The following is a 14,632-nucleotide window of genomic DNA, read 5'->3' on the forward strand; positions in this document are numbered from 1 at the left end:
ATGATCCGCAATCCGATCCTGCCCGGTTTTAACCCGGACCCGTCCATCTGCCGGGTGGGAGAGGACTACTACATCGCCACCTCCACCTTCGAATGGTATCCCGGCGTCCAGATCCACCACAGCCGCGACCTTGCGAACTGGACGCTGGTGGCGCGGCCGCTGAACCGGGCTGCGCTGCTGGACATGCGGGGCAATCCCGACAGCGGCGGCATCTGGGCGCCGTGTCTTTCCCACGCGGACGGGAAGTTCTGGCTGGTCTACACGGACGTGAAGCGGCTGGAGGGCGACTGGAAGGACGCCCACAACTACATCACCACCTGCGAGACGATCGACGGCGACTGGACCGATCCCTGGTACGTCAATTCCAGCGGCTTCGACCCGTCGCTGTTCCACGACGACGATGGGCGCAAGTGGTTCGTCAACATGCAGTGGAACCACAGGCAACAGGGCTCTGGCGTCAATCCCGCCAATGACCGCTTCGACGGCATCCTGTTGCAGGAATGGTCGCCGGATCGCGGGCTGTTCGGTCCCGTCACCAATATCTACGCCGGCACCGACCGGGGCCTGACCGAGGCGCCGCACCTCTTCAAGCGCAACGGCTGGTATTACCTGACCACGGCCGAGGGCGGCACCGGCTATGACCATGCCGTCACGCTGGCCCGGTCCCGCCGGATCGAGGGGCCCTACGAGGATCACCCGGAGAAGCACGTCATTTCCACCAGGGGCGTGCCGGGGCATCCGGTGCAGCGCACCGGGCATGGGCAGTATGTGGAAGCCCCCGATGGCACCGGCTGGCATACTTACCTGATGGGCCGTCCGCTGATGCACGATGGCAAACCCTTCTGCGCCACGGGGCGCGAGACCGGCATCGCCCGCGTCGTCTGGCGCGACGACTGGTTGTATCTGGAGGATGGTGGTCTGCTGCCGCCCGAAATGGTGGACGGCCCCGACCAGACCCCGCGCGGGCCGGTCGCTCATGACCGCTTCGACCGCCTGCCCGACGAGTTCCAGTGGCTTCGCACCCCGCACCCCGACCGCCTGTTCCGGGTGGCGGATGGCGCGCTGATCCTGACCGGGCGCGAAAGCATCGGCAGCTGGTTCGAGCAGTCGCTTGTCGCAAGGCGGCAGGAGGATGCGGGTTACGACGCCAGCACGACGCTGGATTTCGCGCCCGTCACCTACCAGCAGGCGGCGGGCCTCGTGACCTATTACAACCGACACAAGTTCCACGGTGCGTTTCTCACGTTCGAGGATGGCCAGCGCTGCCTGACCCTGATGTCATGCAACGGCGACTGGCCGGCGGGGCGGCTCGATCACCCCATAGCACCCGTGCCCGTGCCCGATGGCCCGATCACCCTGTCGGTCGAAGTGCGCGGCGCGACCCAGCAGTTCTTCTGGGATGCAGGGCAGGGGCGTCAGCCCCTCGGCCCGGCGCGAGAGGCGCATCACGTGTCGGACGAGGGCGCGCAGGGGGAACATGCGTCGTTCACCGGGGCCTTCGTCGGCATGATGGCGTTCGACACCTCGGGGCAGGCGGCGGAGGCGCGGTTTACAACCTTTGCCTATACGCCAGCGGCGCCGCAACGGGAAAAATGATTGACGTTCCTCATTCGCTCTCGCTATGCAAGGGCAGGGAGGACCGGATGACAAGACCGACGATCCACGACGTGGCACGCGAAGCGCAAGTCAGCCTTGCGACCGTCGATCGCGTGCTGAACAACCGGGGAGGCGTCGCGGCCAAATCCCTTGAAAAAGTGCAGCGGGCTGTCGACAAGACGGGTTATGTCCGCGACCAGTTCGCCGCCAACCTGTCGCGCGGGCGGGGCTACCGCTTTACCTTCCTGCTGCCCGCCGGACAGTCGTCGTTCGTCCGCAGTCTGACCACGGCCATCGATGCGGAATCCACCCGGATGCGCAAGGATCGGATCGTCGTTGATGTGCGGTCCTCAAAGACCTTCGATCCCGCCGCGCAAGTCGCCGCCCTGCGCCGGATCGACCCTGCCGAGACCGATTGCGCCGCCGTCATGGTGTCCGATGTCGCGCCGGTGCGGGCCGAACTGGCACGGTTGCGGGCCGCCGGTGTCCGCATCCTGTCGCTGGTGTCGGATGTCGGCGCGGGTCACCGCGACATCTATGTCGGCCCCGACAACGAGGTCGCGGGCCGCATGGCCGGCAGCTTCATGGGTCGCTTCATGCGCAACCCGACCGGCCCGGTTCTGGTGATCGCGGGCTCGCTCGCCGCACGCGACCACGCCCAGCGGCTGCTGGGCTTCCGGCAGGTTCTGGCGGCAGAGTTTCCGGGCCTGACCCTGCTGCCCGTCGTCGAGGGGTTCGATGATCCGCAACGGATCGCGACGCTCGCAACGCAGGCGATGACCGACGCGCCGCTGATGGGTCTTTATGCGATCGGTGCGGGCAATGCGGGGCTGCTGGCTGCCATGGGCCAGGCCAATGCGGTGTTTCGCCCCGTCACCATCCTTCACGAATTGACCGACACCACCCGCGCCGGTCTGCGCGACAACCTGTTCGACCTCGTGATCGATCAGGACCCCGCCCGTGCCGTGACGCGGGCGATGAGCATCATGCGCGATCTGGCGGACGGGCAGACCGTCACCCCGGATCGCGGCGATATCCCCCTCAACATCTTCATCAAAGAGAACGTCCAATGACCGAATTCTTCAAGGGCATCACCCCCGCCAAGTTCGAAGGTGCCGACAGCACCAACCCGCTGGCCTTCCGCCATTACAACCCGGACGAAATGATCATGGGCAAGCGGATGGAAGACCATTTGCGCTTTGCCGTCGCCTACTGGCACAGCTTCGTCTGGGAGGGCGGCGACCCCTTCGGCGGTCAGACCTTCGAGCGACCGTGGTTCCCCGCCGACACGATGGACCTGGCAAAGCAACGCGCCGATGCGGCCTTCGAGATGTTCCGTATCCTCGGCGTGCCCTACTTCTGTTTCCACGATCACGACGTCCGCCCGGAAGGCGCGACGCTGGCCGAGAGCCGCGACCGCCTGAACCAGATCGCCGATTACTTCGAGACGAAGATGGCCGACGGCGGGCCGAAGCTGCTCTGGGGCACGGCGAACATGTTCTCGAACCGCCGCTACATGAGCGGGGCCAGCACCAACCCCGATCCGGATGTCTTCGCCTATTGCGCCGCGACCGTGAAGGCCTGCATGGACGTGACGCACCGCCTGAATGGCGAGAACTATGTGTTGTGGGGCGGTCGCGAGGGCTACGAGACGTTGCTGAACACCGACCTCGATCGTGAATTGCAGCAAATGGGCCGGTTCCTGCAGATGGTCGTCGACTACAAGCACAAGATCGGCTTCAAGGGCGCGATCCTGATCGAGCCGAAGCCGCAGGAGCCGACGAAGCACCAGTACGACTACGACGTCGCCACGGTCTACGGCTTCCTCAAGCGGTTCGGGCTGGAGGACGAGGTGAAGGTGAACGTCGAGCAGGGCCATGCGATCCTCGCCGGTCATTCCTTCGAGCATGAGCTTGCCATGGCCCGCACCCTGGGCCTGTTCGGCAGCATCGACATGAACCGCAACGATTATCAGTCCGGATGGGACACCGACCAGTTCCCGAACAGCACGCCGGAGGCGGCGCTTGCCTATTACGAGGTTCTCAAGGCGGGCGGTTTCACCACCGGCGGCACGAACTTCGATGCCAAGCTGCGTCGTCAGTCGCTGGATGCGGAGGACCTGATCGCGGCCCACATCGGCGGCATGGACATTTGTGCGCGCGGGCTGAAGGCGGCGGCGAAGATGCTGGAGGACGATGCGCTGGAAGGTCCGCGCCGCGCGCGCTACGCTGGATGGGAGAAGGTCGATTATCTGGACGAGGGCCAGACGCTGGACGGCATCGCCGCCCGTGCCGAAGGTCTGGACCCGCAGCCCGTCTCGGGCCGGCAGGAGAAGCTGGAAAACATCGTCAACCGTTACGTCTGACACGAAAGTCTGGGAGGACTGCCCATGAAGACCATCAAGGGACCGGCGCTGTTTCTGGCGCAGTTCGCGGGGGACGAGGCCCCGTTCAACAGCTGGGACAGCATCACGAAGTGGGCCAAGGAGGTCGGCTATGACGGCGTGCAGGTCCCGAGCTGGGACGCGCGGCTGATCGACCTCGACAAGGCGGCGACGTCGCAGACCTACTGCGACGAATGGAAAGGTCAGGCGGCCGACAACGGGATCGAAGTGACGGAGCTGTCCACGCACCTCCAGGGGCAACTCGTTGCGGTGCACCCGGCCTATGACCTCGCCTTTGACGGCTTCGCTGACAAATCCGTCCACAACGACCCCAAGGCCCGGCAGGCCTGGGCGGTCGATCAGGTGAGGAAGGCGATCGATGCTTCCGCGAACCTTGGCCTGACGGCGCAGGCGACATTTTCGGGCGCCCTGGCCTGGCCTTACGTCTATCCCTGGCCGCAGCGGCCTGCGGGTCTGGTGGAAGCGGCTTTCGACGAACTGGCGAAGCGCTGGCGGCCGATTCTCGATCATGCGGACAGCAAGGGCGTCGACCTCTGCTACGAGATCCATCCGGGCGAGGACCTGCACGACGGCGTGACCTTCGAGATGTTCCTGGAGCGAACGGGCAACCATGCCCGCGCCAAGATGCTCTACGATCCGTCGCACTACGTGCTGCAGTGCCTCGACTATCTGGACAACATCGACATCTACAAGGACGTGATCGGCATGTTCCACGTCAAGGATGCGGAGTTCAATCCGACGGGGCGGCAGGGCGTCTACGGCGGCTATCAGTCGTGGGTGGACCGGGCGGGGCGGTTCCGGTCGCTTGGCGACGGTCAGGTCGATTTCGGTGCGGTCTTTTCCAAGATGGCGGCGAACGATTTCGACGGCTGGGCGGTGGTGGAATGGGAATGCGCGCTGAAGCACCCCGAGGACGGGGCCCGCGAAGGCGCGCAGTTCGTCCGCGACCATATCATCCGCGTGACGCCCCATGCCTTCGACGACTTCGCCGCCGGCGGGACCGATGATGCGATGAACCGCAGGATGCTCGGGCTTTCCTGATTTCGATCGCCGGACCGGGGCCAGCCCCGGACCCCGAGGTATTTTCGACGAGAAGAAGACTGAAAGGTTTTGCGATGACACGGATCAGGTTGGGCATGGTAGGCGGCGGCAAGGGCGCCTTCATCGGAGCGGTGCATCGCTATGCGTCGCGACTGGATGACCGTTACGAACTGGTGGCCGGCGCGCTGTCGTCGACACCCGAAAAGGCGCGGGAGTCCGGATTGGAACTGGGGCTGGCCGAGGATCGCATCTACGACAGCTTCGAGGCGATGGCCGAGGCGGAAGCATCGCGCGACGACGGGATCGAGGCGGTTGCCATCGTGACGCCGAACCACATGCACGCCCCGGCAGCCAAGGCGTTCCTGTCCCGTGGAATCCACGTGATCTGTGACAAGCCGTTGACGGCGACGCTGGAAGAGGCGCGGGAGCTGACCCGGGTCGCCGAAGAGGCGAAAGCGCTTTTCGTGCTGACCCACAACTATACCGGCTATCCCCTGATGCGCCACGCGCGGCAGATGGTGAAGGACGGCAAGCTGGGCACGATCCGTGTCGTGCAGGTCGAATACGCGCAGGACTGGCTGACCGAGGATGCCGATCCCGACAACAAGCAGGCAGACTGGCGCACCGATCCCGCCCGTTCCGGCGCCGGCGGATCGACCGGGGACATCGGCACCCACGCCTACAACCTGGCCTGCTTCGTGACCGGGCTGGAGCTGGAGAGCCTTGCCGCGGACCTGCAGTCCTTCGTCCCCGGCCGACGTGTCGATGACAACGGTCATGTGCTGCTTCGCTTCAAGGGCGGCGCGCGGGGGATGCTGTGGTGTTCTCAGGTGGCGCCCGGGAACGAAAACCGGCTGACGCTGCGGGTCTATGGCGACAAGGGCGGTCTGTCGTGGGGGCAGGAAAATCCGAACGTCATGGAATTCACGCCCTTCGGCGAACCGACCCGGATCCTGACGCGCAACGGGGCGTCCGGTGCCACCGATGGCGTGCGGATCCCGGGCGGGCACCCCGAAGGCTATCTGGAAGGGTTCGCCAACATCTACAGCGCGGCGGCGGATGCGATCGAGGCGGCACGGCGCGGGGCGCGTTCCGATGCGCTGTTTCCGACGGTGCAGGACGGTCTGGCCGGTGTCGTCTTCGTCGATGCCTGTGTCAGGTCGTCGGCGGCCGATGCGGCCTGGATGACCGTCTAGGCCGGGTCAGACGCACTTTTCACGCTCTGCCGCGAAAGCGGCAGAGATGTCGGACAGCTGGAACGGCTTCTCGATCAGCTGGAACGACTCGATTTCCGCGATTTCGTTGCGATTGTAACCGGACGCAAACACGACGTGCGTCCCTTTTTGGGCCAGTCGCAGCCCCAGCGCCAGACTGTTCTCTCCGTTTCCGAGATTCATGTCCAGAAGGGCATATTCGAAGGACATGCGATCGCATTTTTCCATCGCCGTGCGAAGATTGTGCGCCATCTCGACCTCGAACCCGAGCTCATGCTCCAGCCCGTCCGATACATCCAGCGCCACGATCACCTCATCTTCGACATAGAGCAGACTAGATTTCGAGGGTACTGGAATTGAAGAGTGATTCATGCGGGATCTCGATAAGCGCGGACACAGGTATGTTCAAAACGCACGACAGGCCGTCCGGTTCCCAATCAAATGTGACATTTCCATTGAGGCTGCCGGTGATGGTCGACCGGATCAGCTGCGTGCCGAAACCGTCGTCGCCGGCGGTCGTGGGCGTCGGGCCCCCCTGCTCTTTCCAGCGGAAGATGTACATGTCGGATTCGCCGTCGTCCTGACGCACCCATGACAGGCGCACCGCGCCGTCCGGCACGGAGAAAGCGCCATACTTGGCGGCATTGGTCGCAAGTTCGTGGATCGCCATGCCCAGCGACAGTGCGGCGCGGGCGTTGACGACGATTTCCGGCCCCTTCAACTGGATCCGGTCGGCGCCGTAGATCGCGGTCAACTCCGGATCCAGTATCTGCCGCAGGTTGGCGGACGACCAGTTCGACTGGGTCAGCAGCTTGTGGGTCTGGGCAAGGGCCTGAATGCGCTTGGACAGGGCCGAAAACACGTCGCGGTCGCTCGTCGCGTCGCGGCGGGCGCGCGACACCAGGGCTAGCACGTTGGCCAGCATGTTCTTTACCCTGTGCTGCAGTTCCTGCATCACCCGCCGCAGTTCGTACTGCATCTGGATCTGGTCGGTGATGTCCCGGACGTTCACGCCGACACCGGCCACGGCGCCATCGTGAAAGACCGGATACCAGTCGGTTTCCCAGACTCGGTCGTCCTGCGGCCTGTCGCGCATCCGGCCCCTGATCTGTCGGTTCTCGATCCGCGTCCGGTTTTCCAGAACGTCGCGGGCCATCGGCTCGATCTCGTCCCGCAAGCCCACCGCCATTGCGCCAAGGGGACGGCCGATCAAATCGTGGACCGAGGTTCCGCACAGGTCGGCCAGCCTGCGATTGGCCCTGACATAGCGCAGCTCGCCGTCGAGCATTCCCATCGCTTGCGGGCTGACCGCGTAGAGATCCTCGATCTCGGTCAGGCGCTGTTCGGACAGGCTGCGTTGTTCTTCGGCCTCGCGGGCGTAGCGACGCAGTTCGGTCACGTCGAAGATCGACAGGACCACGCCGCCGCCGATCGACGGGTCGCCGTCGAAGGGCACGATGCGCGCACGGTAGATGAGACCGTCGCGGCTTTCGTATTCGGACTCCATCATCTTGTCGGTCCGCATGACCTCTCGGCAATCGTCGAGGATCTGGGCCACATCCAGTTCGGACCCGATGTCGTCGAGCGGCCTGCCGATGTCGGAGGTCACGAACCGGAACTGGTTGCGAGCCTCGGGCGTGAAGCGGCGCAGGCGCAGGTCCTCGTCCAGAAAGACCGTGCTGATCTTGTTGCTCTTGATGAAGTTCGACATGTCCGCATTGGCGTCGCGGATTTCGGCGATCTTGGAATTCAACTCGTCGTTGGTGGTCGTCAGTTCCTCGTTCGCCGATTGCAACTCCTCGTTCATGGACATCATTTCCTCGTTGGAGCTCTTCAGCTCCTCGTTGGATGTCTCGAGCTCTTCCATGATCGTGCGCAACCGGTCGCGGGTCGCGTCGAGTTCGGCCTCCAGCTCTCGCGTGTAGCGGCGGGTTTCAGCGCCATCCGCCGCGAATGCGAGGACCGGGGCGTCGTCGTCGATGACCTGATCTTCAAGCACGACGAGGGTGTTCTGGTCCGCGATCCGGCGTCCGCTGATCCGCAGGCGACGCCGCTTGCCGTCGAGGTTGCCGTCGAAGACGATGCTTTGGGTCTGGTCCGCCCTCTGCTCGAACCGCAGCAACCGCGACATGGCGGGTTCCAGTTCCGGACGCACCATCTTGAGGACCGAGATTTCCGGCCGTCCGGCGCTGACCTGCAGGAACGCGGTCGCGGCCGTCGACGCGTAAACAAGGTCGTACTGCGGTGTCAGCACCATGTAGGGCGGCGTGAAATGGGCGACGACGTCGGCCGCATAGGGCTGTTGCGGCAGACTGTCGTCCTCCTGCGCCGGCGCACGGGATACGGAGTTGAACGTACGATCGGCCGGCCGCAGGTCGAGACGGGCCGCCGGACCCGGCCTGCGCTTGAAGATCCGCAGGTGCCGCGAAATCTCCTCGAACAACCCGTCGCCCTTGTTGATCGCCTCGCTGTTGCCCAGCACCAGCGTGCCGCCTTCGCGCAGGCCGTAGTGGAACGAATTCACGACGGCCGTCTGCAGCGGCTTCTCGAAGTAGATCAGGACATTGCGGCAGCAGATCAGGTCAAGCTGAGAGAACGGTGGATCCTTGATCAGACTCTGGTTCGAGAACCGGATCATGTTGCGCAGGGCGTCGGTCACGACGTAACCGTCGGCACGCGCACGGAAATAGCGCTGCAGGGTGGCGGATGACATCCGGCCTGCGATCTCGTCGCCGTATTCGCCGCGCCGGGCGGTGCGCAGGGCGTCCTCGTCGATGTCCGTGGCAAAGATCGACACACGGGGCCAGATGTTCTGACGCTCCATCACTTCCGACAGGATGATGGCGATGCTGTAGGCTTCCTCGCCGGTCGAACAACCGGCCACCCAGATCCGCAGGTCGCCCCCTGCGCCGACGGTTCCGACCAGATCGGGAATGAGGGTTTCGCGCAGTGCATCGAAGACATCGTCGTCGCGAAAGAAGCTGGTGACGTTGATCAGGATGCTGCTGAAAAGCTTCTCCGCCTCGTGCGAGTCGTTGATCAGGTGGTGCAGGTAGTCGGTCGATTTGGCGAGGCCGAGGATCGACATCCGTACGGCGATGCGTCGCAGCAGGGTGCCGGGCTTGTATTCGGAAAAATCGTGGCCGGTGCGGTTGCGGAGGTGCCGGGCGACCCGCTGGATCAGCTCGCCATCGGTGATGTTGCTGGAGGTCAGATCGCCGACGCGGTGAAAGAAGTCTTCCAGCGCGGGGACGATTTCCGCGACGGGCACGATCAGGTCGCAGGCGCCGCTGGCGATCGCGGCGCGGGGCATGCCGTTGTACTTGGCCTCTTCCGGACGCTGCACCAGCACGAGGCCGCCGTTGTTCTTGACGTCGCGCACCCCGTGGCTGCCGTCGCTGCCGGTCCCTGACAGGATGACGCCGACGGCATTCAGGCCGGAATGCCGGGCCAGCGATGTCAGGAACACGTCGATCGGTCGCCGGACGCCGCGGGGCTGGGCGAATTTCTCGGTCCGCAGGGTAAAGTCCTCGATCGTCAGCAAGTCGCCCGGCGCAATCAGGTAGATATGGCCCGGTTCGACCTTGCAGCCATCGTAGGCCGTGACGACCGGCGACCGGGTGCGACGGTTCAGCAGTTCCTCCATCAGGCTGTCGTGGTCCGGATCCAGATGCTGGACGATGACGAAGATCAGTCGATGTTCATCCGGCAACCGGTCCAGAAAGCCCTGGATTGCTTCCAGCCCTCCTGCGGACGCGCCGATCCCGACGATGATCTGATCATCACCGCCGGTAGAACTGGTATCGGTCGTCGTCATCAAAGGCTCCGTTTGCCGTATAGTCTTACGCTCGCAAATTAATGCGTATAGGCATGTGGTCGAGGGTTGTCAGAGGATGTCATGCCGAAGCTGAACATGGAAGAAGTGGCGCAGCGGTTGCACCAGTCCAACATCTCGTTGTCGATCGCCGATGCGACCCTCGAGGACATGCCTCTGGTCTACGCGAACCCGGCCTTCTGCAACGTGACCGGCTACGATGCTGATCAGATGCTGGGGCGGAACTGCCGGTTCCTGCAATCCGACCTTTACAACGAGTCCCCCCGCGAGGTTATCCGCACGGCCCTCAAGAAGGGGACTGCGGCGCAGGCCGTCTTTCAGAACCGGCGCCTCGATGGGACGCCGTTCAACAACCTGCTGATCATCGAACCGCTGCACAGCCGTGAAGGGACGCTTGCCTACGTCGTGGGGTCGCAGTTCGTCGTCAAGGAGGACACCCGTATCGCCGCCGCCGAGGCCCACGGCAACCAGATCGTGCGCGAGATCGACAAGCTGCTGGATCTGAACGAACGTCTTCGCGCCACCTCGCGGCAGGCGCTGGCCCGGTCGATGGCTGCGTCCGTTCGGCTGTGGATGGATCACTAGAGCTTGTAGGTCGGCAGCGACACGAAGGCTTCGCGCAGCGCATTCCCCCAGCCGGAGGAAATCTGGTGATAGACCGGATCGTCCGCCTCGACCCGCGCGCGCTTGTGGATCTCGAAAGAGTCCTTTTCATACAGCACGATGTCGAAGGGCAGTCCGACGGACAGGTTCGACTTCACCGTCGAATCGAAGGACACCAGCAGCAGCTTGACCGTATCCTCGAAGGTCATGTCGGCATCGTAGGCGCGCACGAGGATCGGCTTGCCGTATTTCGTCTCGCCGATCTGGAAAAACGGGGTTTCCTCCGTCACCTCGACGAAGTTGCCTTCGGGATAGACCATGAACACGGTCGGCACGCCGCCCTTGATCTGGCCGCCGACGATGACCGTCGCGCGGAAATGCTGGCCGGAGGTGTCGCCCAGCGGCGAGGAGTAGGCGATGACCTCTTGCAGGGTCGCACCGACGAGGCGGGCGACCTGGAACATCGTGGGTTCGCGCATGATGCTGGGGTCGCGGTCCGCAGCGGACTTGCTCCGCTCCTCCAGCAGGGAAATCAGCGACTGGGTGGTGGCGAGGTTGCCGGCGGTCATGATGGTGATCATGCGGTCGCCGGGCGCCTGCCACGTGAACATCTTGCGCGTCATCGAGAAGTTGTCGACGCCCGCGTTGGTGCGGGTGTCGGACATGAAGACAAGGCCGCGGTTCAGACGCAGGCCGACGCAATAGGTCATGAGACTTCTCTGATTTGGGTCAGGTCGCTTCTACTGCTGGACCTGCAGAGTGACAATCAGCGATTCGTCCCCCGGTCCCATCCGCACGCCCTGAATCGGCGCGGCATCCCGCGCATCCCGCCCGATAGCGATCCGGACATAGCGCATGTCGGGGCTGATCCCGTTGCTGACGTCGAAGCCGACCCAGCCCAGCGTGGGCAGATGCACCTCGGCCCAGGCGTGGCTGGCATCCTGATCGATGCGGTCGTCCAGCAGCAGATAGCCCGAGACGTAGCGTGCCGGCATCCCCGCCGCCCGCGCCGCCGCGATCATGATGTGCGCGTGGTCCTGACAGACTCCCGCCCCACCGGCGAGCGCCTCGTCCGCCGTCGTTTCTGTGTAGGTCTGGCCGGTGGCGTAGGGCACGGCGTTCAGGATGGCGGCAGAGGTCCCATGCAGGTCGCGCAGCGGATTGTCCGACGTCTTCAGCGGCCTGGCCAGCGCCCGGATCGCCTTGCTGGGTTCGGTCAGCCGGGTCTGCTGGGTGAAATGCCACAGCGGCGCAGCGCCATAGACCTTGCCCATGACGCCCGCCTTGTCCTGCGTGCGCACGGTGCCGCTGGCCGTGACCTTCAGCTCTGTGGCGCCGCGGGTCGTGTTCACCAGATCCATGATGTTGCCGTGGTGGTCGTCGCAGGTCAGCTCCACCACGCCGCCCTCGACCTCCAGCGACCAGTCCAGCACGGTCTGCATCACATTGGACTGCGGCCTCAGGTGCAGCCGCTGCAAGGCATAGCTGACCGGCTGATCGTAGGCATAGGTCGTGGTGTGGGTGATGCGCAGATCCAAGGCTCTATCCTAGTTGTAAAACTTGTAGTCGCGCTCGATCAGCAGGCCCAGCGCGTTGTTGTCGTGGATGAAGCCGGTGATGAACTCGTGCAGACCCTCGTCGAAGATCGACTTGATGTCGCGCTCGCGCAGGTTCTTCAGCATCTGGTCGGCGTGGTCGTGGCAGGCATGCCGCTCGCCGTACTCCTCGGCCAGATAGTTCAGGTTCTCGACCGTCGTCTTCATCGAGAAAACCAGCGACCGGGGCAGGCGGGGGTCGAGGATCAGGAACCGCGCGACGCTCGACGCGGTCATGTCTTCCTCGTCCAGCCAGCGGAAGGCCCGGTGCGCCGAGACCGAGCGCAGGATCGTTTCCCACTGCACGTTGTCCAGCGACGAGCCGACGAAACTGGTGGACGGCAGCAGCGTGTAATACTTGACGTCGATGATCCGCGCCACGTTGTCGGCGCGCTCGATGAAGGTGCCGATGCGGGCGAAGTCGTAGATGTCGTTGCGCAGCATCGTGCCATGCAACGCACCGCGCACCAGCGCCGATTGCGACCGGATCACATCCAGCACGCGGGGCAGGTCGGTTTCCTTGATCGGCCGCTTCAGCAGCTCCTGCATGGTCATCCAGTTGTCGTTCACCGCGGTCCAGACCTCGACCGTCAGCGCGGTCCGGACAAGGCGCGCGTTGTCCCGCGCCGATTTGATGACGGAATAGACCGAGGACGCGTTGTCCTTGTCGCGCAGCAGGTAGTCGATGACATTTGCGGCGGTGAAATCGTTGTGCTTCTTGCGGTAATGGTCACAGACACCGGCCGTCGTCACCACGGATTCCCATTCGCTGGACGAATCCTGGCTGCGGGTCAGGGCGATGCGAAATCCGGCCTCGACCAGACGTGCGGTGTTTTCGGCGCGTTCGAGGAAGCGGAACATCCAGAACAGGCCACCGGCGGTTTTTCCCAGCATGGTCTAGTCCTCCAGCACCCAGGTATCCTTGGTGCCGCCTCCCTGGCTGGAGTTCACGACAAGCGATCCCTCGGTCAGCGCCACGCGGGTCAACCCGCCAGGCGTGATGTTGATGCCCTCCGGGCTGACCAGCACATAGGGGCGCAGGTCGACGTGGCGCGGGGCGAGGCCCTTCTTGACGAAGATCGGCACTGTCGACAGCGACAGCGTCGGCTGCGCGATGTAGTTGCCGGGCCGCGCGCGCAGCTTGTCGGCAAAATCGGCCAGCTCCTTCTTGCTGGCGGCGGGGCCGACCAGCATCCCGTAGCCGCCTGACCCGTGAACCTCTTTCACGACGAGGTCGGCAAGGTTGTCGAGCACATACTTCAGGCTGTCCGCCTCGCCGCAGCGGTGCGTTTCCACGTTCTTCAGGATCGCCTTCTCACCGGTGTAGAATTCCACGATGTCAGGCATGTAGCTGTAGATCGCCTTGTCGTCGGCGACGCCGGTGCCCGGCGCATTGGCGATCGTGATGTTGCCGGCCCGGTAGACGTCCATGATGCCGGGCACGCCCAGCATCGACTTGGGGTTGAAGGTCAGCGGATCGAGGTATTCGTCGTCGATCCGGCGGTAGATCACGTCGATCTGCTTGTAGCCGCGGGTCGTGCGCATCGCGATATGGCCGTCGACCACACGCAGGTCGTGGCCTTCCACCAGTTCCGCCCCCATCTGGTCTGCAAGGAACGAGTGTTCGTAATAGGCGGAATTGTAGATGCCCGGTGTCAGGACTGCGATGACCGGCTTGCCGTTGCAGGACTGCGGCGCCGTGGCCGCCAGCGACCGGCGCAGGTTCTTGGGATAGTCACTGACCGGCTGCACCTTGATCCGGCTGAAGAGTTCCGGGAACATCTGCAGCATCGTCTCGCGGTTTTCGAGCATGTAGCTGACGCCCGACGGCGTGCGGGCGTTGTCCTCCAGCACGAAGAAATCATCCTCTCCGGTGCGGACGATGTCGGTGCCGACGATATGGGTGTATATGTTGCCGGGGGGCGAGAAGCCCATCATCTGCGGCAGGAACGCCTCGTTCCGGGCGATCAGGTCGACAGGGACGCGCCCGGCCTTCAGGATTTCCTGCCGGTTGTAGATGTCGTGCAGGAACGCATTGATCGCACGGACCCGCTGCTCGATCCCGCGTGACAGCTTGTTCCATTCGCGGCCGCTGATGATGCGCGGAACAAGATCGAATGGAATCAACCGTTCTTGCGCGGCCACCTGGCCATAGACGTTGAACGTGATGCCGGTCCGCCGAAAAAACGCCTCGGCCTCTTTCGACTTGCGCGCGAACCGTCCCGCGGGCTGTTCGTCGAACCAGCGCTTGTAACTGTCGTAGGGGCTGCGCACCGCGTCGTCGCCGACCCGCATCTCGTCGAAGTGTTCTGGTTTTGTGTTCATATCAGGGAGGTTAGCGCTT

12 protein-coding genes are annotated in these 14,632 nt (G+C 64.1%); 6 read left to right on the forward strand and 6 right to left on the reverse strand.

What is annotated here, in order from left to right; all coding sequences use genetic code 11:
* The 5 genes from BUA54_RS16605 (at window position 1) to BUA54_RS16625 (ending at window position 6,237) form a co-directional block, all read left to right on the forward strand.
* Window positions 1–1,596 carry a glycoside hydrolase family 43 protein gene (locus BUA54_RS16605; protein ID WP_072858387.1) on the forward strand — a complete coding sequence of 532 codons (1,596 nt, stop codon included), beginning with the start codon at window positions 1–3 and terminating at the stop codon, window positions 1,594–1,596.
* A gap of 47 nt (window positions 1,597–1,643) precedes the next feature.
* Window positions 1,644–2,669: a LacI family DNA-binding transcriptional regulator gene (locus BUA54_RS16610; protein WP_072858388.1), complete on the forward strand. Its 1,026-nt coding sequence runs from the start codon at window positions 1,644–1,646 to the stop codon at window positions 2,667–2,669.
* Window positions 2,666–3,961: a xylose isomerase gene (xylA, locus tag BUA54_RS16615; RefSeq protein ID WP_072858389.1), complete on the forward strand. Its 1,296-nt coding sequence runs from the start codon at window positions 2,666–2,668 to the stop codon at window positions 3,959–3,961. The genes BUA54_RS16610 and xylA overlap by 4 nt, the downstream gene beginning before the upstream one ends.
* A gap of 24 nt (window positions 3,962–3,985) precedes the next feature.
* On the forward strand, window positions 3,986–5,041 hold the full coding sequence (locus tag BUA54_RS16620) for a sugar phosphate isomerase/epimerase family protein (RefSeq protein ID WP_072858390.1): 1,056 nt from the start codon (window positions 3,986–3,988) through the stop codon (window positions 5,039–5,041).
* A 74-nt stretch (window positions 5,042–5,115) separates the two neighbouring features.
* Entirely contained in the window at window positions 5,116–6,237 is a 1,122-nt protein-coding gene (locus BUA54_RS16625; RefSeq protein ID WP_072858391.1) for a Gfo/Idh/MocA family protein, read from the forward strand.
* A gap of 6 nt (window positions 6,238–6,243) precedes the next feature.
* Here the strand turns inward: BUA54_RS16625 and BUA54_RS16630 are convergent, their stop codons facing one another.
* Both BUA54_RS16630 and BUA54_RS16635 read right to left on the reverse strand, forming a co-directional pair.
* Window positions 6,244–6,627: a response regulator gene (locus tag BUA54_RS16630; RefSeq protein WP_084114490.1), complete on the reverse strand. Its 384-nt coding sequence runs from the start codon at window positions 6,625–6,627 to the stop codon at window positions 6,244–6,246.
* A complete protein-coding gene (locus BUA54_RS16635; RefSeq protein WP_072858393.1) occupies window positions 6,590–10,072 on the reverse strand; it encodes a chemotaxis protein CheB in 3,483 nt (1,160 codons plus the stop codon). The genes BUA54_RS16630 and BUA54_RS16635 overlap by 38 nt, the downstream gene beginning before the upstream one ends.
* A gap of 81 nt (window positions 10,073–10,153) precedes the next feature.
* Here BUA54_RS16635 and BUA54_RS16640 point away from each other — a divergent pair, with 81 nt between their 5' ends.
* Window positions 10,154–10,675 carry a PAS domain-containing protein gene (locus BUA54_RS16640; protein WP_072858394.1) on the forward strand — a complete coding sequence of 174 codons (522 nt, stop codon included), beginning with the start codon at window positions 10,154–10,156 and terminating at the stop codon, window positions 10,673–10,675.
* On the opposite strand, the gene BUA54_RS16645 is transcribed toward BUA54_RS16640, so the two are convergent.
* The 4 genes from BUA54_RS16645 to BUA54_RS16660 are packed head-to-tail and all read right to left on the reverse strand — an operon-like array spanning window position 10,672 to window position 14,613.
* The gene (locus BUA54_RS16645) at window positions 10,672–11,403 is read right to left on the reverse strand and encodes a proteasome-type protease (protein WP_072858395.1); all 732 of its coding nucleotides are present in this window, start codon (window positions 11,401–11,403) and stop codon (window positions 10,672–10,674) included. The genes BUA54_RS16640 and BUA54_RS16645 overlap by 4 nt on opposite strands.
* A 30-nt stretch (window positions 11,404–11,433) precedes the next feature.
* The gene (locus tag BUA54_RS16650; protein ID WP_072858396.1) at window positions 11,434–12,231 is read right to left on the reverse strand and encodes a transglutaminase family protein; all 798 of its coding nucleotides are present in this window, start codon (window positions 12,229–12,231) and stop codon (window positions 11,434–11,436) included.
* A 9-nt stretch (window positions 12,232–12,240) separates the two neighbouring features.
* Window positions 12,241–13,182: an alpha-E domain-containing protein gene (locus BUA54_RS16655; protein WP_072858397.1), complete on the reverse strand. Its 942-nt coding sequence runs from the start codon at window positions 13,180–13,182 to the stop codon at window positions 12,241–12,243.
* A gap of 3 nt (window positions 13,183–13,185) precedes the next feature.
* Window positions 13,186–14,613 carry a circularly permuted type 2 ATP-grasp protein gene (locus tag BUA54_RS16660; protein ID WP_072858398.1) on the reverse strand — a complete coding sequence of 476 codons (1,428 nt, stop codon included), beginning with the start codon at window positions 14,611–14,613 and terminating at the stop codon, window positions 13,186–13,188.
* Between the last annotated feature and the right edge of the window lie 19 nt (window positions 14,614–14,632).

The sequence above is a fragment of the Loktanella atrilutea genome, from assembly GCF_900128995.1.
Taxonomy (GTDB): domain Bacteria; phylum Pseudomonadota; class Alphaproteobacteria; order Rhodobacterales; family Rhodobacteraceae; genus Loktanella; species Loktanella atrilutea.